Annotated in this window: 21 protein-coding genes and 1 tRNA gene; 10 read left to right on the forward strand and 12 right to left on the reverse strand. The window is 61.5% G+C overall.

Going from position 1 to position 21,176, the window contains the following annotated elements; translation table 11 throughout:
• Window positions 1-117: 117 nt before the first annotated feature.
• Both EK23_RS14360 and EK23_RS14365 read right to left on the reverse strand, forming a co-directional pair.
• Entirely contained in the window at window positions 118-2,253 is a 2,136-nt protein-coding gene (locus tag EK23_RS14360) for a sodium-translocating pyrophosphatase (protein WP_082054198.1), read from the reverse strand.
• A gap of 60 nt (window positions 2,254-2,313) precedes the next feature.
• Entirely contained in the window at window positions 2,314-3,576 is a 1,263-nt protein-coding gene (locus EK23_RS14365; RefSeq protein ID WP_045226056.1) for a 6-phosphofructokinase, read from the reverse strand.
• Between the two features lie 213 nt (window positions 3,577-3,789).
• Between EK23_RS14365 and EK23_RS14370 the strand changes: the two genes are divergently transcribed.
• The 7 genes from EK23_RS14370 to EK23_RS14400 all read left to right on the forward strand — a co-directional run bounded on the left by EK23_RS14370 (window position 3,790) and on the right by EK23_RS14400 (window position 11,877).
• Entirely contained in the window at window positions 3,790-4,122 is a 333-nt protein-coding gene (locus EK23_RS14370) for a PilZ domain-containing protein (protein ID WP_045226057.1), read from the forward strand.
• Window positions 4,123-4,383: 261 nt separating this feature from the next.
• Window positions 4,384-6,894, forward strand: coding sequence for a DUF3772 domain-containing protein (locus EK23_RS14375; RefSeq protein WP_045226058.1), 2,511 nt, complete (start codon window positions 4,384-4,386; stop codon window positions 6,892-6,894).
• Between the two features lie 330 nt (window positions 6,895-7,224).
• Window positions 7,225-7,659, forward strand: coding sequence for a hypothetical protein (locus tag EK23_RS14380; RefSeq protein WP_045226059.1), 435 nt, complete (start codon window positions 7,225-7,227; stop codon window positions 7,657-7,659).
• Between the two features lie 272 nt (window positions 7,660-7,931).
• On the forward strand, window positions 7,932-9,014 hold the full coding sequence (gene aroG / locus EK23_RS14385) for a 3-deoxy-7-phosphoheptulonate synthase AroG (protein WP_045226060.1): 1,083 nt from the start codon (window positions 7,932-7,934) through the stop codon (window positions 9,012-9,014).
• 4 nt (window positions 9,015-9,018) lie between these two features.
• The gene (gene thiS / locus EK23_RS14390; RefSeq protein ID WP_045226061.1) at window positions 9,019-9,996 is read left to right on the forward strand and encodes a sulfur carrier protein ThiS; all 978 of its coding nucleotides are present in this window, start codon (window positions 9,019-9,021) and stop codon (window positions 9,994-9,996) included.
• A 415-nt stretch (window positions 9,997-10,411) separates the two neighbouring features.
• Entirely contained in the window at window positions 10,412-10,942 is a 531-nt protein-coding gene (locus EK23_RS14395; RefSeq protein WP_052808193.1) for a ChuX/HutX family heme-like substrate-binding protein, read from the forward strand.
• 329 nt (window positions 10,943-11,271) lie between these two features.
• On the forward strand, window positions 11,272-11,877 hold the full coding sequence (locus tag EK23_RS14400; protein WP_045226062.1) for a peroxiredoxin: 606 nt from the start codon (window positions 11,272-11,274) through the stop codon (window positions 11,875-11,877).
• A gap of 134 nt (window positions 11,878-12,011) precedes the next feature.
• Here the strand turns inward: EK23_RS14400 and EK23_RS14405 are convergent, their stop codons facing one another.
• The 5 genes from EK23_RS14405 to EK23_RS14425 form a co-directional block, all read right to left on the reverse strand.
• Window positions 12,012-12,302 carry a hypothetical protein gene (locus tag EK23_RS14405; RefSeq protein ID WP_045226063.1) on the reverse strand — a complete coding sequence of 97 codons (291 nt, stop codon included), beginning with the start codon at window positions 12,300-12,302 and terminating at the stop codon, window positions 12,012-12,014.
• Between the two features lie 197 nt (window positions 12,303-12,499).
• Complete coding sequence (locus EK23_RS14410) at window positions 12,500-12,838, reverse strand: hypothetical protein (protein ID WP_145998669.1); 339 nt, start codon at window positions 12,836-12,838, stop codon at window positions 12,500-12,502.
• A 58-nt stretch (window positions 12,839-12,896) separates the two neighbouring features.
• Window positions 12,897-13,274: a cysteine rich repeat-containing protein gene (locus EK23_RS22575; RefSeq protein ID WP_158002509.1), complete on the reverse strand. Its 378-nt coding sequence runs from the start codon at window positions 13,272-13,274 to the stop codon at window positions 12,897-12,899.
• Window positions 13,275-13,398: 124 nt separating this feature from the next.
• Window positions 13,399-14,415 (reverse strand): M14 family metallopeptidase, encoded by a 1,017-nt coding sequence (locus EK23_RS14420; RefSeq protein WP_045226105.1) that lies wholly within the window; start codon window positions 14,413-14,415, stop codon window positions 13,399-13,401.
• A gap of 2 nt (window positions 14,416-14,417) precedes the next feature.
• A complete protein-coding gene (locus tag EK23_RS14425) occupies window positions 14,418-15,845 on the reverse strand; it encodes a glutamate-cysteine ligase family protein (protein ID WP_045226066.1) in 1,428 nt (475 codons plus the stop codon).
• 146 nt (window positions 15,846-15,991) lie between these two features.
• On the opposite strand from EK23_RS14425, the gene EK23_RS14430 reads away from it, so the two are divergent.
• Window positions 15,992-16,067, forward strand: a tRNA-Gly gene (locus tag EK23_RS14430).
• 46 nt (window positions 16,068-16,113) lie between these two features.
• Here EK23_RS14430 and EK23_RS14435 read toward each other — a convergent pair.
• The 3 genes from EK23_RS14435 to EK23_RS21840 form a co-directional block, all read right to left on the reverse strand.
• Window positions 16,114-16,494 carry a cupin domain-containing protein gene (locus EK23_RS14435; RefSeq protein WP_045226067.1) on the reverse strand — a complete coding sequence of 127 codons (381 nt, stop codon included), beginning with the start codon at window positions 16,492-16,494 and terminating at the stop codon, window positions 16,114-16,116.
• Between the two features lie 102 nt (window positions 16,495-16,596).
• Window positions 16,597-17,175 (reverse strand): beta-class carbonic anhydrase, encoded by a 579-nt coding sequence (locus EK23_RS14440; protein WP_045226068.1) that lies wholly within the window; start codon window positions 17,173-17,175, stop codon window positions 16,597-16,599.
• Between the two features lie 147 nt (window positions 17,176-17,322).
• Complete coding sequence (locus EK23_RS21840; protein ID WP_052808194.1) at window positions 17,323-17,565, reverse strand: DUF938 domain-containing protein; 243 nt, start codon at window positions 17,563-17,565, stop codon at window positions 17,323-17,325.
• Between the two features lie 213 nt (window positions 17,566-17,778).
• On the opposite strand from EK23_RS21840, the gene EK23_RS14450 reads away from it, so the two are divergent.
• Window positions 17,779-19,350 carry a sigma-54 interaction domain-containing protein gene (locus EK23_RS14450; protein ID WP_082054201.1) on the forward strand — a complete coding sequence of 524 codons (1,572 nt, stop codon included), beginning with the start codon at window positions 17,779-17,781 and terminating at the stop codon, window positions 19,348-19,350.
• A gap of 245 nt (window positions 19,351-19,595) precedes the next feature.
• On the forward strand, window positions 19,596-20,096 hold the full coding sequence (locus tag EK23_RS14455) for an alpha/beta hydrolase family protein (protein WP_045226069.1): 501 nt from the start codon (window positions 19,596-19,598) through the stop codon (window positions 20,094-20,096).
• Window positions 20,097-20,268: 172 nt separating this feature from the next.
• On the opposite strand, the gene EK23_RS23675 is transcribed toward EK23_RS14455, so the two are convergent.
• Window positions 20,269-20,418 (reverse strand): hypothetical protein, encoded by a 150-nt coding sequence (locus tag EK23_RS23675; protein WP_158002510.1) that lies wholly within the window; start codon window positions 20,416-20,418, stop codon window positions 20,269-20,271.
• A gap of 110 nt (window positions 20,419-20,528) precedes the next feature.
• Window positions 20,529-21,176: NAD(P)/FAD-dependent oxidoreductase (locus tag EK23_RS14460; RefSeq protein WP_045226070.1), on the reverse strand; the 648-nt coding region annotated here is incomplete at its 5' end.

A 21,176-nucleotide genomic window follows, 5' to 3' on the forward strand; every position in this document is an offset into this window, starting at 1 on the left:
AAGCGATAGTGTTTAATGGTAGCACGGCCCGCGGGCGGAACCTGCCTTGGCCAGTCATCCTGCGCGCGTAAAAAAGCCGGCCACATGGGCCGGCTTTTTTGGCTCAGGCAGCGCCGCTCAACTGATCAGCGGCACGATCAGCAACGCTACGATGTTGATGATCTTGATCATGGGATTGATGGCGGGACCCGCGGTGTCCTTGTAAGGATCACCGACGGTGTCGCCAGTCACGGCCGCCTTGTGGGCCTCGGACCCTTTGCCGCCGAACTGACCATCCTCGATGTACTTCTTGGCGTTATCCCAGGCGCCACCGCCGGTGGTCATGGAGATGGCCACGAACAATCCGGTGATAATGGAACCGATCAACACGCCGCCGAGTGCCTCCTTGCCCAGCAACAGGCCGACGATCAACGGCACCGCGATGGGCAACAGCGAGGGCACGATCATTTCGCGGATGGCCGCCTTGGTGAGCATGTCCACGGCGCGGGAGTAGTCCGGCTTGGCCTTGTGTTCCATGATTCCCGGGATTTCCCGGAACTGCCGGCGCACCTCGTTGACAATACCGCCCGCGGCGCGCCCCACGGCTTCCATGGCCAAAGCGCCAAACAAATAAGGCACCAGACCGCCGATGAACAGGCCAATGATGACCATGTGGTTGGACAGGTCGAACAGTACCTCGCCGCCCAGGTTATGGGTGTAATCGGCGAACAGCACCAGGGCCGCCAGGCCTGCCGATCCGATGGCGTAGCCCTTGGTCACGGCCTTGGTGGTGTTGCCCACGGCGTCCAGGGGATCGGTGATGTTGCGGATGGCTTCCGGCAGTTCCGCCATCTCGGCGATGCCGCCGGCGTTGTCGGTAATGGGGCCGTAGGCGTCCAGGGCCACGATCATGCCGGTCATGGACAACATGGCTGTGGCGGCGATCGCGATGCCATAGAGGCCTGCCATGGCATAGGCGCCCCAGATGCTGGCACAGACTGCGATCACCGGCAACGCCGTGGCCTTCATGGAAACGCCCAGGCCAGCGATGATGTTGGTGGCATGGCCGGTGGTGGAGGCTTCGGCGATGTGGCGCACGGGATTGAACTCGGTAGCCGTGTAATACTCGGTGATGACCACCATCAAGGCAGTGAGCACCAGACCGATCAGGGCCGCGAAGAACAGGCTGTGGCCGGTCACTTCGACCCCGCCCATGAAGGTGCTGCCGCCGAACATCATCAGGGTGATGGGATAGAAAGCCACTGCGGCCAAGCCACCGGACACGATCACCCCCTTGTAGAGGGCGCTCATGATTTTCTTGCCGGGGGTGATCTTGACGTAGAAGGTGCCGATGATGGACGTGATAATGGAAATGGCGCCCAGGATCAGCGGGTACACCACGGCGCGGTCCGCGCCTTCAGACAGGATGCTTCCCAGCAGCATGGTCGCAACCAAGGTCACGGCATAGGTCTCGAAGAGATCCGCCGCCATGCCGGCGCAGTCGCCTACATTGTCACCCACGTTGTCCGCGATGACCGCCGGGTTGCGCGGGTCGTCCTCCGGAATGCCGGCCTCGACCTTACCCACCAGGTCAGCGCCCACGTCGGCACCTTTGGTGAAGATTCCACCGCCGAGACGGGCGAAGATGGAGATCAGCGATCCGCCGAAGGCCAGGCCGACCAGAGCATGCAAGGGGTCCGAAGCGCCCACGAACTTGAGCACCGCGTAGTAGCCGGCGACCCCCATGAGGCCCAGGCCGACCACCAGCAGGCCGGTGATGGCGCCGCCACGGAAGGCCACGCCGAAAGCCGCGTCCATGCCGTTACTGGCGGCCTGAGCGGTACGGCAATTGGAGCGCACCGAGATGTTCATGCCGATGAACCCGGTGGCACCGGAGAGGATGGCGCCCACGGCGAAACCGAAAGCCACAGGCCAACCCAAGGCGAAACCGATGATCAGGAAAAGGCCGACGCCCACGTAGCCGATGGTCTTGTACTGCCGATTAAGATAGGCGCTGGCTCCCTGCTGGATTGCGGAAGCGATCTCGACCATGCGCGCATTGCCGGGCGGTTGCGCATTGATCCAGGCGATGGATTGGATGCCATAGACCACGGCGGCCAGCGCCGCGACGAAAGCCAGCGCCGTACCGAAATCCACGAACAGACCGATGAGCACGAATTCGGCCAGGCCGACAAACGTGATGTTTCGGGAGCGGCGGTCGCTCAGGACTTGGGCCGCGCATGCACTGGCGCAACCGATCAGGGAGTTCGACATGGATGGGCTCCTCGTTAGTTATGATTATTGAAGGTCGGTCGTCTTGTTGCGATTTGGGATTCAGACTTTGAAGTCCTGGGCCAACTTCTTCTCCACGCCCTGGTTCTTAAGCGTCACGTAATCCGGCAGGCCATCCCTGTAGGGCGGATAATCCTCACCCTCGATGAGGGGCTGCAGATAGGCGCGGCAGGCTGGTGTAATACCAAACCCGTCCTCGCTGATGAACTCGCGCGGCATCTTCTTCTCCACATTGGCCACGTCCTCGAGATTAGCGAAGCCGATCTTCCATTGATAGGGTTCGGCAGCGACCCGCACGATGGTCGGCATCACCGAATTCATGCCATCCAGAGCCAGGTCCAGGGCTGCTTTTCCCAGGGCATAGGCATGCTCCACATCGGTCTTGGAAGCGATGTGGCGCGCCGCGCGCTGCAAGTAGTCCGCCACCGCCCAGTGGTACTTGAACCCCAGGGAGTCCTTGATCAGCCGTGCGATGACGGGAGCAGCGCCGCCGAGCTGGGAGTGGCCGAAGGCGTCCTTGGTGCCGGAATCGGCCAGGAACTTCCCGTCCGCGCCCTTGACACCTTCGGATACCACCACCGAGCAATAGCCATAGGCCTTGACCTTGGCGGCCACGGTCGCCAGAAATCGCTCCGGATCAAAAGTGACCTCGGGAAACAGGATCACCAATGGGATATCGTGCCCCGCATCGGCCGCCAGCCCGCCGGCAGCGGCGATCCAGCCGGCATGGCGGCCCATGACCTCGATCACGAAGATGTTGGTGGACGACGCGCACATGGAACGCACGTCGAAGCTGGCTTCGCGAGTGGAAATGGCGATGTACTTGGCCACCGACCCGAAGCCGGGACAGCAGTCGGTAATGGGCAGGTCGTTGTCGACGGTCTTGGGGATGTGGATGGCCTGGATCGGGTAGCCCAACCTGTCGGCCAACTGCGACACCTTCAGGCAGGTGTCGGCGGAATCGCCGCCGCCGTTATAAAAGAAGTAGCCGATGTCATGGGCCTTGAACACATCGATGAGGCGCTCGTACTGGGCCTGGTTTTCGTCCAGGCCCTTCAGCTTGTAGCGGCAGGAACCAAACGCGCCGGACGGCGTGTAGCGCAGGGCGGCTATGGCCTCAGGGCTCTCCGCTCCGGTGTCGATCAGATCCTCGGTGAGCGCGCCTATGATGCCATTGCGCCCGGCCAGTAAGGTGCCAATGCGGTCCGGGGCTTGCCGGGCCGCTTCAATCAATCCGCAGGCCGAGGCATTGATGACGGCGGTGACGCCGCCAGACTGGGCATAAAACGCGTTCCTTTTGCTCATCGCCACGCTGAAGCTCAATTTTTGGAAGGCTAACATTAGAACAAATGGCATGCCAGCACAAGCAATGACGCATGCCGCCAGCGCCTTGCCGGTTGAAGCTTCGGCTATCGGCTTCTAACCTTACAGATGTTCAAGGACGAACGAGACTTCCGGCGACAGCCCGCAAGAGGAACCCCAACGGCGGCCGGCCTCCCCGAGCAACAGGAAACGCCCATGGCAGAACGCAGGCAACACCCCCGAAAGAAGGTCACCCAACCTGTCGCCGTGATGGACCATGACCGCGAAGTTCTGCTGGGTTATTTGGTGGACATCAGCCTCAGCGGTTTCATGCTGCTGTGCTCGACGCCTCTGGAAATCAACCGCGTGTTTCAACTGGGACTGGAACTCCCGCCCGCCTGCGGCGGCCAGTCGGTCCGGCTGGGAGCCGAGAGCCTCTGGCGAGAGAACAGCAACGATCCCGGCAAATACTGGGCCGGCTTCCAGATCATAGATATATCCCCGGAGAACCTGGAACGCATCAAGCGTCTCATGGACGATTACCTTTAAGAGTCGCGACCGGCTCGCGGCGCAGTCACATGCCGACGGGCATGAATCTGCCTTCGCGAGCCGCGGAGACCTGCGCAACTGACGCCTCAACACGACACTCGCGGGCCGCGAGGCGACCCACACGAGGCACAGATGACAATGACTCCGCATCGTGCCCGCGACGCAAAGCCGCATAGCCCGTGACGAACGACTCTCCGTCTTGACTGCGGGCACGTTGATTGCTGATATGGTGCGAAACGCAAGCCATACGCAGCATCGCCCATGCCCAGTCTTCCCAGCAGCCGCATTCTTCCCTTCCTCTCCTTCCTTCTGGTGTTAGGCACCGTGATCATGGGCGCCACCCGCGCCGACGACCCCACCACGCCGAAGCTGCTGAGCACCCTGGTCAAGGAGTGGAACGCCGTGCTCGAGCGCACCGAGAAGAACCTGCTTAAGCCGGACCTGGCCGACGACCGCCTGGATGAGTTACGCGCCGAGATGACGGACCTTCGCCTGGAGGCCATCGCCGCCACCGAGGCGGCGCGGCCCGAGGCCAAGCAGATTCAGAGCGAACTGGATACGCTGGGTCCTCCACCCGGAGAGGGCGCGCCCGCCGAGTCACCCTCGGTGGCGGCCAAACGCAAGGCCATCAGCGACCGCCTCACCGCTTCGGAAGGAACCATCAAGGAAGCGGAACTGGTGATCGCCCATGCCGACCGTATCCTCGACAAGCTGGCCAGCCTGCGCCGCACGCGATTCACGGAACGCCTGCTGACGCGAGGCCCTTCTCCCCTCTCGCCCTCCGTCTGGCAGAAGGCCCTGGGCGAACTGAGTGACTCCTTGGCGGCGGCGTCTCAGGAATTCGACTCCTGGCGAGCGGGACAGCTTTCGAACGGTTCCGCTCCCCGCTTCGCCCTGCAACTGTCCCTGGGCATCGTGGCCGCTTTTGTGCTGGTCTGGCCCCTGCGCCTCTGGCTCCTGCGGCGATTCGGCTACATCACCCTGGAGGGGGAGCCCAGCCACGCCCAGCGTCTGCGCACCGCGCTTTTCACCGGCTTCATCCGCATCCTGCTGCCGTCCGCCGCCGCCATCGCGGTGTATCTAGCACTCACCGTATCCGGAATGCTCTCCGATGCCGGCCAGGTGATTGCGCAAACGGCGCTGCTGGCCTTCATCTTCGTCTTCTTCGTCGCCGCCTTCTGCCGCGCCGCCCTCGCGCCGTTTGAACCGGAATGGCGCATCGTGCAAATCGGCGACGCGGCGGCGCGTTCAGTCAGCGGAACTCTGACCCTGATTGCACTAGTCTTCGCCCTGGATCGCATTGCCGACGAATTCAGCAACCAGAACGGCGCAAGCCTGGAAATGACGGTGGTGCACAAGTTCATCTCGGGGCTGATCATCGCCGGCCTGTTGCTGATACTGCTGCGGCGCCAGAACTGGAATCTGGACAGCGACGAAACGGCCGCCCACCCGCAGCAACCCCGGCCCTGGCAACGGCTGCGCTTTTTCCTCGCTCTTCTGGTTCTGGCCATTCCTGCTTCGGCATTGCTCGGCTACGTCGCCCTCTCGCGGGTGCTGGCGACCCAGTTCGTATTGACAGCCGGCCTCTACGTGGCGGTGATATTGACCAGAGCACTCCTGTCGGAAGCGGTGGAGCAGAGCTTGAGTGCGAACACCCACCTCGGGCAGAAAATAAGGGCCTCGCTCAGCCTTAACGACGAGAGCAGCGAGATGCTGCGCTTCTGGGTGACGGAAACAATGGGGGTGATTGTCGTGCTCATCGGCATCATCGCGCTGATGGTGCTGTGGGGTGCCGGCGAGCACGATATTTCCGGCTGGCTTGCGGAGGCGATTCTCGGATTCAAGCTGGGCAACCTCACCATCTCCCTGGCGGACATCTTCCTCGCCATCTTGCTCTTTGTATCCCTGCTCACCCTGACGCGCCTGATACAGCGCACCCTCGAGCAGCGCATCTTTCCGCGAACCCGCATCGACATGGGCGTCCGCAACTCGATCCGCGCCTCGGTGGGCTACGTGGGCTTCATCATCGCCGGCACCACGGCGGTTTCCGTCATCGGCGTGGACCTCTCCAGCCTGGCCCTCATCGCCGGCGCGCTCTCGGTGGGCATCGGCCTCGGCCTGCAGAATATCGTCAACAATTTCGTATCCGGCCTTATCCTGTTGGTGGAACGCCCCATCAAGGTGGGCGACTGGGTAGTGGTCGGCGACCATCAAGGCTACGTCAAGAAGATCAGCGTCCGGGCCACCGAGGTCAGCACCTTCGATCAGGCCTCGGTCTTCATCCCCAACTCCAGCCTGATTGCCAACGCGGTCATGAACCGCACCTACGCCGACAAATTGGGGCGAGTGCAAATCCCCGTGGGCGTGGCTTATGGCACCGACGCCAAGTATGTGCGCGAGCAGTTGATGGCCATCGCGAACGCACACCATGAGGTCAGGCGCACGCCTTCCCCGATCGTATTCTTCAAGGGCTTCGGCGACAGTGCGCTGAATTTCGAATTGGTCGCCATCATTAATGACGTGGACAAGGTCAAGTCGGTCACGAGTGATCTGTGTTTCGAAATCGATGAAGTATTCCGCAAGGAGGGCATCCACATCCCGTTTCCCAAACGGGACGTAACGCTGGAATTCAGGAGCGACCAGCTCGATGCCCTGGTCTCCGCCCTCGGCAGGACGCCGGGGCAGCCAGCCGATGGAAAGGGCGAGGCGTCGATTGCACCGGACAAGAGGCCCGATGCGCCCGGGCCCACGCCTGGCAGACCTTACGTATAATTCCCCATAGGCGGCCCAAAATACCGTCAGTACCATCCGCCATTAACCCGGCCCTTAAATTTGCGGGGTTAATGCGGGGCACGGATGCCCCGGCGCGGCCACAGGCCGCGTCAGCCAAGGTCGGGCGCGTACCGACCTTGGCGTCGGCCCGAAATACCAGGAGGGTACTTTTGGGCCTAATTGATACGATACAACCGCCCCGGTTCGGGCGGAGTACGCAGGCCATAGGGATGACCTGAATCCCAGCCGCAGCGCTCAGTCCGAATCCGCGTCCTCGTAATTCCGGCTGCTTACCCGCGCTGCTCCCGACACGCAACGCATGAGTGTTTTATGGGCTTGCCAGACCGCGACAATCCGAAAATCGCATCCATCCACCTGACCGTGCGCTTCGAAGACATGCCGGCTGAATTTCCGGGTGGCCGGGTTTACGTTCTTGGCCCCGCGGGCGAAGTGCTGACGAGCCAACCGATCGCTGGTTGCCATGTCGAACTGAGGCTCCCGCTCGACGTTCTGCCCCGGATCACCCTCGCCGTCGCCCCGTCCCAACTGGATCCCGGCGTAGGCGCATGGCACACCCTGTACGAGACCGACTGGCAGTTCGAACCGGGGATCACCCAGTACGCGTTGCGCCGCGTGCCCGAAAATGTGTGGCGCTGGTGGCTGGTCAGCAACCTGCGCGGCATCCTATGGCCTACACGGAGCCGAGAGCGGCGTTTAATGGCATTTCGGGAGCACCAGTCCACGGCCGATCTCACCCACGGCTGATTGGCCCGTTAGCAGTGTCCGGCCACGGGCAAGCCTATACGACCCCACCGCCTTAAGCGCGAAGCTGCCATGAACCCGCATGTAACACACCCCGCACACGCTTCGCTCTGGCCTGTGCCCCGCGCCTCCCGCACCAGCGGTGGTCGCAAAACCTAGCGACGATCGACGCTTAGTGGTTAAAATGAAAAGATTAGTGGCCGCCGAGTAGCCTGCGGCCCGATCAAACCATTCAGCCCAAGCACTCCATGAAGAAATCATCCGAGCCCACTGTCATGGGAAATGCGTTCAACACCGATGACCTTCGCATCTGCGAGATCAAGGAGGTCATTCCCCCGGTGGCCGTGCATGACGAATATCCCATCTGCGAACAGGCCGCACTGACGACCCTGCAAGCCCGACGCGAGATCCACGAAATCCTCGGCGGGCGCGATGATCGTCTGCTGGTCATCATCGGTCCCTGCTCGATCCACGACCCTCAGGCAGCCTTGGAATACGCCGAGCGCTTGCGCCCGCTGCGCGAGGAACTGGGCCAGGACCTCGCCATCGTGATGCGGGTGTACTTCGAGAAGCCGCGCACCACCGTGGGCTGGAAAGGCCTGATCAATGATCCGGAGCTGAACGAAAGCTACAATATCAATAAGGGCCTGCGCCTGGCGCGGAAACTGCTGTTGGAACTCAACCAGATGGGCATGCCCGCCGCCACCGAGTACCTGGACTTGATTACGCCGCAGTACGTGTCCGACCTGATCGCCTGGGGCGCCATCGGTGCGCGCACCACGGAAAGCCAGGTGCACCGGGAACTGGCTTCCGGACTCTCCTGCCCCGTGGGTTTCAAGAACGCCACCGACGGCACCATCAAGGTGGCCATCGATGCCATCGATGCGGCCCGCCGCCCCCATCACTTCCTGTCCGTCACCAAGGCCGGGCATTCGGCCATTTTCTCCACCACCGGCAACGAGGACAGCCACATCATCCTGCGGGGGGGAAAAAAGCCCAATTACGACGCGGAAAGCGTCGACAGCGTGGCGCGCCAACTGGAAAAAGCCGGCCTGCCACCCAATGTCATGATCGATTTCAGCCACGCCAACAGCCTGAAGGACCCGCAAAGGCAAATGCTGGTATCCGAGGATGTCTGTGCGCAGATTGCCGCCGGCGATCTGCGCATCTTCGGCGTCATGGTGGAAAGTCACCTGCTGGCAGGACGCCAGGACATCACCAGCGAACCTCTGGTTTATGGTCAGAGCGTGACCGACGCCTGCATCGACTGGAACGATAGCGTCACGGTGCTGCAGCAATTGGCGCAGGCTGTCGGCGTGCGGCGACGCCAGCATCAGCAACGTCGCAGGAGCCTTTGAAGCCATGCAGATCATCATCAACGGCGAACCGCGCGAGGTTCGCGAACATTCCACCCTGGCGGAGCTCACCAGCGAACTCGGGCTGACGGGAAAACGCATCGCCGTGGAACTCAACCGTGAAATCGTGCCGCAGGACAGTTACGGCCAGCACCAACTCCGTGACGGCGACCGGCTGGAAATCGTGCATGCCATCGGCGGCGGGCAGGATGATGCGCTGGTGATCGCTGGCAAGGCCTACCAGTCCCGCCTGCTGGTGGGCACGGGCAAATACAAGGACATGGATGAGACCCGCCGCGCCATCGAGGCCAGCGGGGCGCAGATCGTCACCGTCGCCATTCGCCGCACCAATATCGGCCAGGACCCGAGCCAGCCCAATCTGCTGGATATTCTGCCGCCTGAGCGCTACACCATCCTGCCCAACACCGCCGGCTGCTATACGGCCGAAGACGCCGTGCGCACCTGCAAGCTCGCCCGTGAGCTGCTGGGCGGCCACCGCCTGGTGAAACTGGAAGTGCTGGGCGATGCGAAGACGCTGTTCCCCGACATCACAGCTACCCTGGAAGCCGCCAGAACACTGGTCGCCGACGGTTTCGAGGTGATGGTCTACACCAATGACGATCCCATCGTGGCCAAACGGCTGGAGGAGATCGGCTGCGTCGCCGTAATGCCCCTTGCGGCGCCCATCGGTTCCGGGCTGGGCATACGTAACCCTTACAATATACTGACCATATTGGAGAATGCTAAGGTTCCCATACTGGTCGATGCGGGCGTCGGAACGGCGTCGGATGCCGCCATCGCCATGGAACTGGGCTGCCATGGTGTCCTCATGAACACGGCCATTGCGGAAGCCAAGAATCCCGTGCTCATGGCCTCAGCCATGAGGAAAGCCATCGAGGCCGGCCGCGAGGCGTTCCTGGCAGGGCGTATGCCGCGCAAGCGCTATGCCTCCGCATCGTCGCCGCTGGAAGGACTGTCCCTTTGATTCACGTCCTTGTCGCGGCCTCAGGCACCAGTATGGAGCGCGGTTAGCGCCATTTCGGCGCCGCTTCTCGACACAGCGGGAAAATAAGGGCAGGGTCGAACGGAGTTTCGATGCCAACCGGCCATGTCAATCCACACAGGACGACCGGCAAATGGCGCATTGGGAAGCACAGATCGGCGCGGTTTGCTGAAGCGCGTGCCGGCCAGCCTGACGTGGCGGCCGATCCAGGTAATGGCCTGTAATTTGCAGAGACTTAGGGGATTGCGGACTTCTGCCGTCTCGACGCCCAACATGGGCCGTCAGGGGTCCGAAACGCGTGATCTGGGAGCAAACGCCCTGAGGCGTTCATCACGCGCTTTGAAAATGGGCGCATCGCCACTGCGCGATGCGCGTTCAACGCATCAGGAGGTAACACATGGAAAGACAGGAATGGCCAGACCGTGACGCTCTGTCTGCCAATGGTTCAGGGGTCCCGGTTACCACGTACTTCTCTCAGTCGGAACGCTTGCTGCGTCGGCGCAACGATACCGCGGCAAGCCCTTTGCCCTCCACATCCTTGAGCGATGAGGCCAGCGAGCGCATCACCCGGCTTTCCCTGCACGAGTTCTGCGAACGCATTTCCCTGCTGGCGGAACTGGAACTGCCGTGTTCCGTGCACATCGCCAATCCGAGCGCGGAACAGATCAGCCGCGGCGTAGTGCGACGCATCGAACGCGATGCGGACCGCCTGTATCTCTTAGGGGATGGTTTCTCGCTGCATCTGCACCGTGACAACATCGATTCCATCTGGCTCGTGACAGGCTCTGGCGGCGATGAACAGGGCATGGCCATCGAGATCCACAACCGCACCGGCAGCCTCATCGCGCGCCTGTTCGGGATGCAGGATAGCGTCGGCGCCGCAGTCTGGCAGGATGTCATGGGCAACCCGTCTTTTGCCGTTGCCTGAGCCCAACACCTCAGACGCTGCACGTTCCGCGGTGAGCACCCTCCCGGGCATTGGCCGGAAACACTGAATCTATCGGCTGCGGGGAACTTCCACAGGTCCCCGCACGCCCCCGTGAAAACACTGACAAATCAGTCACTCTGGCACCGTCATGGCAGCAGAGCAAACCCTGCCTCAGCCCTCGAGTTTGCTTTCCTTTGACCGAGTGTTTCTGTGTACAATTGGGCGCTGTTTATTTGTGACAGGGCGTCGACCCTACACCTCGGCAGGGCAGCACCCTGCCACGCGAATCAAATGATCCAGTTTCTTGGAACAAACTATAAGGAGACACTATGAGCGTTTTAGTTGGCAAAGCGGCACCGGATTTCAAGGCGGCAGCCGTGATGGGCGATGGCTCCATCTGCGACAGCTATTGGTTTTCCAAGGAAACCAAGGGCAAATATGTGGCGGTGGTTTTTTATCCGCTGGATTTCACCTTCGTGTGCCCGACGGAGCTGATCGCCCTTGATCACCGCGTCGCTGAACTGAAGTCCCGTGGCGTGGAAGTGCTGGCCGTCTCCGTGGACTCCCAGTTCACCCACGCAGCCTGGCGCAACACCCCGGTGGACAAGGGCGGCATCGGCGCGGTCAAGTACGTCATGATCGCCGACGTCAGCCACGAAATCGCCAAAGCCTACGACGTGGAAGTCGCTGGCGCCGCTGTGGCCTACCGTGGAACCTTCCTGATCGACAAAAACGGTGTCGTCCGCCACCAGGTGGTCAACGACCTGCCCCTGGGACGCAACATGGACGAACTGATCCGCATGGTGGATGCCCTGCAGTTCTTCGAAGAACACGGCGAAGTCTGTCCGGCCGGCTGGAACAAGGGCCAGAAAGGCATGACGGCCGACGCGGATGGCGTTGCCTCCTACCTGAGCCAGAACGCCGACAAGCTGTAATTTCAGTCGGGCGAGTGCATCGCACTGGCCCGATTGCAACCGCCCGCTGGCGCATCGTCGCGGAGGGCAGGTGCAAATCTACGCGCTGCCGCCCATTGTCGGGCCGCAGCGCGTTTTTGTTTCCGTGATGCCGTTTACTGCGCCTCGGGGCTCTTGAGCTTACGCAGCACCTGCAGCCAGATCAGCCCAGCACAGACCAGTCCCAGCAGGATTCCGGAGTGCCCGATCAGGGTCGCGGACAGACCGGCATTCTGTGCATGCAACTTGATCACCGTAGGCTTAGCGACCCAGAAAGTCCAGATCAGGTTGGGCAAGTAGTAGGTAATGAAGCCGACGAAGGCCCATTGAAAAGCCGGCGCCTTCTTGGACTCGGCTTCACGGTAAAACCAAATCGCGATAAGGATGGAGATGATGCCACCAAACATTATGCACTCCTCTTCTTATTGTTTAATTCTTATTGCCTGACTGCGCAGGACGCGGAACCGCATACGATACAAGACAAAGGGGTTAAGATCACCCCACATGCCCGAAAGACAGGCCATCCATCGGCCACGCACGGCAACTCAGCCACGCTGCACACCTGAAAGGGCAAGCCCGATCGCCGGCCCGTCCCGAAACACAATCACTTCAAGAACCGATTTCCGGCCATGTCGATGCAGACGTCGGCCGAATAATCGTAATCGAAGACGCAGGCAGCGCACTGTCCCTGGCATCCGTAAAACTCCTGGTTGCAGACTCCGGCAGGCTGCTGGCCGGAATAGATGTCGACGTGCCCGACCTCGACCGGCTCGTGCGCATAATCGGATGGATTGGCCCGGTAACACTCCACTTCCGTTGAAACCTGGTCATCATCGTCGAAGATGGCCACTGCAGACCCCGACATCAATGCCAAGCTCAAGACGACCGCAGCGGACTTGAGCCAGGCGGCGGTGCAACGCAGACTAAACATATGCTGGTTCATGGATGATGCCCCGCGCCTTTAACCGACTGAAAAGAATCAACCTTTGCTGCGCGCTGGCTCAAGGCGACACGCGCAACTGCGCTGCGCAGGCCGGGGAAAGCTCGGCCCGGTGCTCCAGCAGGCACCTCACCACGCGCCCCTGACCTGGCTGCAAATGGCCACAGTGCTTTCCCGCATCGGCCGCGCATAATTGCCTTACAGCCTGGCGCCTCGCCTCCAACTGCTTCAGCTTGGACGCGCAGGCAGACGAGAGTTCGGCGCGATGCTCATCGAGACAGCGGTGCAGCTTTCCCTGTCCAGTCTCGATATGGCCGCAGAATTGCTGAATTTCAGCCGAGCAGGCCGGCGCTTTCGGGCCGGCGGCTGCGCCAGCGCTCCCCAGCAATATACAGCCCGCGACGAGCCGCAAAACGAAAATCCTGGCAATTCCGGGCACGGGTCCTCCTCGCATCAGTCTGGCGGTGCCGGCAGCGCCGCCCTGGATGATATGCCGACTCTATAGCGTTACGGCCCTGGGCACAATTGCCTGTGATGTTGCCGAGCATCGCAACAGCTGTCATTCAGATTTCCACCCGCTCCATGAGATAACACAGGCAATCCTGCCGAATCACGCGCTCATCCAGGGTCAACATGGACGGCATTACCCGTTTCCTCGCAAGTAGACGGGCTCCACGAACCTCAAAATACTCCCGGGTCACGTCCCGTCCCGCCTCGTCCCTGGCCAACACGGGGCAGGTGCCCAGCCCTTCGAGCATGTGTCCCCAGACGAAGCCGACTGGCATCTCCGTGAAATTCTGGTGGTCCAGTTCACGCAACAACCTGAGCTCGCAGTCGGCCGAATCGAAGCTGAAAGGAATTTCCTCGCGCACGGTCACCTGGGCAACGCTGCGGAACAGATCGATGTCATGCGCCGGGACCGCGTGATCCGGCAGTTCCGTCAGGTGCAAGCAGGCATCCAGAAACTGAGCCGCGTGCTCCACCCCGTAAGGATGCCCCGGCTTGCCGCACTCCAGCGTGACGGCAGGGCAGAAACTGGCGAACGCTGCCGCCTGAGTTCCCGTGGGCCGGGTAAAGTGAATCACCAAGCGGCCGAACAGGGTGGCAAGCCGCAGTGAACGGTGATCGAGGCGATTGACGCAGGCGTAATGCGGATTGGTGCCCGTATTATTGTGCACATCAACGCTGGCAAAGACGCCGCGCCGCTGCATTTCCTGAAGCACCGATTCCGCCATGCGGCCCTCTGCCGAAGCCGTGCCTTCCCCGCCCGGCCAGATCCGGTTGTAGTCCAGCTGTCCGTCGAGCCGGCGGGCGGCCAAGCGCGCCGCCGCAACATTGCCGACAAACAGCGAGAGCGCCCTGGGAAGCAGCGTGTCCCGGTACTTGGCCAGCACCTGCCTCACCGCGTCCCAGCCGGTGGTTTCGTTTCCGTGCAGCAGCACGCTAACGAAGAGCGGCGGCGCATGCCTGCCGGGCAGGTGAATCAAGGTGGGGCCGCCGAGGACCTCCTCAAGTTCGTGGGCAGCCGCCGGCAGGAGTCCCGCGGGCAGCGCCTCCACCTGCCTGAGGCCAAGTCCCATGCTCACATCACCCATTCGCTCACCGGGCGCGCCTCGCGCTGCTGCTCCAGGTAGACGCGCGTCATGTCGGCGAAACAGCCGGGCCTCTTTGCCAGGAAACGCCGTTGCCATTCGCTGCCGGTGCGGCCCGATTCCACTCTGCGCTCCAGTATCCCCAGGCAGGCTGCGATGTCCGCCCGATCCACCCCCAGCCGCTCCATGCCACGCCCCGCCTCGGGGATCAGGCGGTGCAACAGCAGGCCGCGCAAACCATGGCGTTCGCCATCCACCCAGGAGACGTGCGCCTTGAGGCCATGCTGCGCCGCCTGGTAGAAATTGTCCCTGACCGCTGCGAACGGCAAAGACGTTTTCTCATTTGTGCTGGCCGCCGCCGCGACTGCGCCAAAAAAGAAGGCGGCATTGGCCACCATGTCCGGAATGCTGGGGCCCGCTGGAAGTACACGATGCTCCAGCCTCAGATGCGGCGTGCCGTCAGTGTCGAACCCCAATAGCGGGCGGTTCCAGCGCCAGATGGTTCCATTGTGCAGGCGCAGGTGAGCAAAGCGTTGCGGCGGCAAATCAGAGCACAAGGGCAGTATCACCGGATGATGAGCCAGATTCTCCTCGAACAGCTCCGTCAGCGCGCGTTTCACGTAGCCGGAACCGAAACCCACACGTTTCACCGGGCCGCCACGCGCATCCTCATAGCCCCCGACGGCAACCGCCTGCTCGAACAGCGGAATGCGCGTCTCGGCCCAGAGATCGCAACCGAACAGGTACGGCGAATTGCCCCCCAGGGCCACAAGAGGCCCCGACATCAACAAAGCCGCGTTATAGACCTGGACCATCTCGGACACGGGTACCTGAAAATGGATCTGGAAGGACGTGGCCGCGGCCTCCAACATAACGTCAACGTGCTCACAATGAAGACGCTGCGCCCCGACGATGTCCAGCCTGATCGGGCGCTGACCGCGCGCCGCCAGCACCTGTTCGTTCAGGGCCCGATAGCGTTTCATGTCCGACAGATTGCGAAGGTTCAGAGCGGCTTCCGACAGCGTCGGCAGGATGCCAATGGCGATCACCTCCACGCCCAGGGCGGAGGCGGCCGTTTGCGCATCGCGCCAGGTTGCCTCCAGTTGTTGCCTGACCCGCGACAGAAAATCGCCTTGAACTCGCAGGGGCGGGGTGTTGAATTCGACATTGAATCGAGCCAACTCCGGGCTGGCCAAAGGACTGGAAAGGCCCTGCAGAAAGGCTTCATTGACCGCCGCCGGTTGCATGGCCTCATCCACCAGCCAGGCCTCCAGCTCGAAGCCGCCCACCGGGCCGGCGCCAGAAAGCCCTCCGCTTTGGCACACCGATTCAAGCAGCCGCGTCTCCGCCTCCAAGCGTTGGTGGAACTGCTCGAAATCCTCAGGCTCAAACGAAGATTTCTCGATCTCCTGCCCCATGCATCCCCCTTGCCGGCCGGGGATGCAGGCCGAGCACGCCCGTCATCATGCAACAATTCAACGGGGCTGACCATAGACGCGGACACAGGCGCGGAGCAACAAGACAGTTGCCTCGCTCTCCCCAATGATCTTAAAATTCAGGATACGCGGGTGTAGCTCAGTTGGTAGAGCGTCAGCTTCCCAAGCTGAATGTCGCGGGTTCGAATCCCGTCGCCCGCTCCACTACCCGATCTTTCACTGAGCTCGCTTCACTTACGCCGGATTCGCCTCAGGATTTTGGCGCTACTTCGAAGATCACCATTTCGGCGTCGCCGCCGCCGATGTTCTCCACGGTCATGGCGGCTCCAGTCTCCCAGAAGACATCCCCGGGTCCATAAACCTGCGTTTGTCCGTTATCCTCAACCTTCAAACGGCCCTTGAGCACATAGCGTGGACCGGGTCCCTGGTGGGTATGCAGCGGCGTCTTGTAGCCGGAGGGAAATTGCACCCGGATGACCCTGGCTTCCACCGAGTTTGAAGGCAGATCCAGCGCCTTCTTGAGCAAGAGCTGGCGCGGCACCATCGCTGCCGCTTCCTCGGAGTGACCGGCCAATGGCAACAGCAGCGCGGCACCAACGGCGATCCACCTCATAGCATTTTCAATCTGCATAGCACTCTCCTCGTAGCCTTCGGTACGGCCGCGTCCGACCGCCCAAAGCGCGAAAGCCGGGCGCCCGTGCACCCGGCGTGAATCGCGCCGATGGCGCGCCGATCAGACCGGTCGGCCGGCCTGCATGGCCTCCGGCACTTCCACCAGCTTGCCGGTCTTCACGTCGTAAATGAAGCCGTAAATCGGAATGTAATTCGGCACCAGACTGTGGTTGCGAATGCGCTTGACGTCTTCCAGCACGCTCAGCTCATTGTTCTTGAAGGTCAGCCAGTTGATGTACTTGCCGTCGCTTGAACCAGGATAGGTGCCGTTGTCGTGCCAGCCATTGGCGTCGATGCTGGCCGTATCCAGGCTGCTGGCCAGCAGGTCGCCCATGATCTGGTTGTCGAACAGCTGCATGCCGCAGTCGGTGTGATGGATCACGAAGAACTCCTGCGTGCCCAGCAATTTGTGCGAAATCACCAGGGAGCGGATGGCATCGTCGCTGGCGCGGCCACCGGCATTGCGCGTGACATGGGCATCACCTTCCGACAGCCCGGCATATTTGGCGGGATCCAGACGGGCATCCATGCAGGTCAGGATCGCGAAGCCGCGAGCTGGCGGCAAAGGCAGATGCCCTTTGTCGAAACTGGAGGCATAGCCTTCGTTGGCTTTCAGAACTTCGGTCAGGATCTTGCTCATAGGTATTCTCCTCGTTGTTTTATTGTTAATAGAGAGGGTGTTCTCAGGAACAGCCGAAAATGAGCCCTAAGCTATTGACCGGCATGTAAATCTTCTCGTTCAGCAGCAAGGCACTTCATCCGCCGCTTTTTCAAGATCGGCATTGTCCTAGAGACCCCACTCGAACCCACCAGCAGAATGAATCACCGGGTCTGTCGCCTGATTCGCCTCCGCGGTGTACTCGCCATGATCCTCGAAAGGGCCATAAATGAACAGGAAATCATCCTTCTGCAGCAGCCGCGCGGCACATTGCACAGGCCACCTGCACCCGCGGTAGGCGCCATCTGGAACCGGCTCACGCCACATCCGCACTGGACGGATACCGGTCGAATCAAGGTCGTTCTTGGACATTCAGGCTCCGCTCTGGATCGGGTTTTATTATTGGAAGTCCTGTTAGGACGCGGGCAATGCAGCAGCTTGCATGCCAGCACGCGCATTCCCGGGACGGCAAGGCAGATCAAGACTTTACGAAGGGATCCCGAGAAAACTCTTGAAATCCAACTTCACTTAGAGAAAATCAGCTTCACATTTCTTGATCGAACCAAGCCCGCCCATTCAGCCACCATGAGCCACTCGAGTTTCTCGCAACTGAGCCCCACCGGATTCCTGCAGACCTTTGTACTGGAACTGATGCATGTCTGCGTCGAGGCCGGCATTTCCCCCGTCGAGCAACTGATAGAACAGATTGCCCGCAGCGCCAGCCGGTTCTTCGAGGAGGCTTTTCGAGAGGAATTTGGCCTGGAAGGCACCCTAAGCCAGGCTCAGTACGCGGAACTGATCGTCGGCCTGAAAAACCGGATCGGCGGTGATTTCTCCCTGCACTCCATCGACGAGCACTGCATCCGCGTGGTGAACAGCCGCTGCCCCTTCGGTGACGGGGTCAAGAATTCGCCAGAACTCTGCCGCATGACCTCCAGTGTGTTTGGTGGCATTGCGGCGCGCAACTTCGGCTACGCCAGGGTCGAACTGGCCAGTCGCATCGCACGGGGCGATTCCGGCTGTGACGTGCGCATCCACCTGCAGCGTGAGCAGGCGCGAGACCTGCCCGGGATCGAATACCAAGTGCCCGTGAGCGACAACGACAACCGCAAGACATTCGACGAATTGCACGCCCGCATCGAGGAGCAGATGCACCGCATCTGGTGCCAGATGAACGCCGGACGCGGACGCGACGAGTCGGCCAAGCCACCGACCATCATCGCCCGCTCCGCGGCCATGCAATCGGTGCTGCAAGCCGTCGAGACTGTCGCGCCGACGCCCGCGACAGTGTTGATACGGGGCGAGACCGGCGTCGGCAAGGAACTGGTGGCCCGGGCGATCCACGCCATGAGCGAACGTTGCCACCAGCCCTTCATCGCCGTGAACTGTGGCGCCATACCGGAAGGCATCGTCGAGAGTGTCTTGTTCGGGCACGAGAAGGGGGCCTTCACCGGCGCCGTCGAGGTGCACCAGGGCTATTTCGAGCGCGCAAACGGTGGCACCCTGTTCCTGGACGAAGTCGATGCGCTGACCCCGGCGATCCAAACCCGCCTGTTGCGCGTGATCCAGGAGGGCGAGATAGAACGCGTGGGCGGGCACCGCAGTTTGAGCGTAGACACCCGCATCGTCTCCGCCACCAACTGCGACCTGGAAGCCGCCGTGGCGGATGGGCGCTTCCGCAAGGATCTGTATTACCGGATCAATGTGGTCAAGCTGCAGATACCACCGCTATCACAGCGTCCCGAGGATCTGCCCTACCTGGTCGACCTTATCCTGCGGCGATTGAGCAAGCGCTACAAGAAGCCCATCAACGGCGTGACTGCGGACGTGATGCGGCAATTGCGCTCGTACGCCTGGCCAGGCAACGTGCGCGAACTGGAAAACACCCTGGAAAAAGCCGTGCTGTTCAGCCAGCAATCCGAGATCGCCGAAATCTCGCTGGCCGAGATGGAACCGGCGCCACCGGGACAGTCGTGGAAGCACATCCGCCAGCAGGCCCTGGAACAACTGGAGCGGCGTTACCTGGAGCAGTCCCTGCAGGAAGCCCAAGGCAATGTGAACAGTGTCGCGGCAGCCATGGAGCTCACCCCCCGCGCCGTCTACCAGAAATTAAAGGCCTACGGCGTCGACCCGGCCGCCTTTCGCGCAAAACAATAAGAAAACCTAAGCATCGCCCGCTTGGCTTGGAAAACCATTGACTCCGTAACCTGCCGCATGGACTACGAAACCTTGCGGATGCCAAGCTCCGCGACGCCGCAGTAGATTCGTCCCGTAGAGTCACCCACCGACAAGCATCATATCGCCTCCTGCGGACTTTGGCCGCCCTGCCCCACTGGCGCCTTAGGCTCAAGACCCCCGCGGAAGGCGCCGTTGCCCAGCCACATTCCCCGGGAGCAGCGATCATGCGGCGCATCTATTTTCTGGTTCCAGACATCCAAATCACCAAGAAGATCGTGGACGAACTGCTGCTCGCCCGGATCGAGGAACGCCATATTCACGTGCTGGCCAAACGCGGCACTTATCTGGAAGATCTACCGGAAGCCAGCTTTATGCAGAAAACCGATTTCCTACCTTCCCTGGAGCAAGGACTGGCCTTGGGCGGCGCAACCGGACTTCTGGCCGGCCTGGTCGCCATGGCGCTGCCAACGGGCCTTGTGCTTGGCGGCGGCGCGGTGCTGGCGGCTTCCCTGGCCGGGGCCGGCATCGGCGGACTGATGTCGAGCATGGTAGGCATCAGCATCGGCAGCCGCCGTATCGCGCAATTTCAGGCAGCCATCGAAAACGGCGAGTTTCTGATGATGGTCGATGTACCGCGGGAACGCCTCGAAGCCATCGAGAACGCCATCCGGAAGCACCATCCCGAAGCGGAATGTGAAGGCACCGATCCGCATACGTTTCCGTAAAGCGGGAATCGAAAGCTTGAGAAACGACCTGCCGCGGCCGTCATGCAGCTGCCTTCAAGCTAGCTGCACCAGCACAGTCAAATGAGAGGAACCCGGCTCAAGCGCATAGATAATTTAAGCGAAGTGCCGCTGGCCGGTACCCATGCGGGCAGCCCGGCCAGCGGCCGCGATCTCATTTTTGCTGCTCGTCCTTGTCGGGTATGAATTGATCCATCAGTTTGAGGATCACAAAACCGATGACAAAGCCTAACAAGGCGGCGGTCATCAAGGGAGCCGCGAAAGGAACGTCATGAGGGCCAGGCAACTTGGGAAAAAAATTCATGTCATTTCTCCTCGTGAATGGATAGGGATTCGCCGGTCTATTCAGCGTCTCCGTAAGTCGCGTGTACTTGGCACCGCAATTCATATGGGGCGCGACGCGTCGCGCCGGTCCTACTTCTTGAGACGCATGACGCCCATGGCTTTAAGGGTGAGGCGCTCGTAGGTGGGCTCGCTGATGCCCTTGCGCACCTTGCGCATGAAGTACTTCTCGTAGGCGATCTTCGCCAGGTGCACCCAGCGGCCCCGCGACGCCCACTGCACATTGCGCGGCGGAATCTGCGGCATCGCCAAAAACGCCACCCCGGTGTCACCGAAGTCCGCCAGGCACAGCGCGTTCCAGGTGCCCTTCTCGGTGGGCTCCTTGCCGTCCAACTCCGCCCGGATGTTGTGCGCCGTCGCCGTCACCATGGACTCGATCATGTAACCGGTCTTCGGCACCCCAGTCGGCACCGGGGTCTGCTCCAGCGGAGGGATGGCGATGCACACGCCGATGGAGTAGATGTTCTTATAGGTCGGGTTGCGCTGGTGCTCGTCCACCAGGATGAAGCCGCGCGGGTTGGTCAGCTTGTCGATCCCGAACACAGCATCCACCCCCTTGAAGGCCGGCAGCATCATGCTGTGCTTGAAGGGCAGTTCGTGCTTTTTCTTTTCCTGTCCGTTCTCGTCGTACTCGGTGACGTACATCATCCCCGCCTCGACCTTGTCCACCTTGGCGTTGCAGATCCAGTCGATATGCTTGTTGCGCAACTCGCTCTCCAG

Origin of the sequence: Methyloterricola oryzae, from assembly GCF_000934725.1 — a bacterium.
GTDB lineage: Bacteria > Pseudomonadota > Gammaproteobacteria > Methylococcales > Methylococcaceae > Methyloterricola > Methyloterricola oryzae.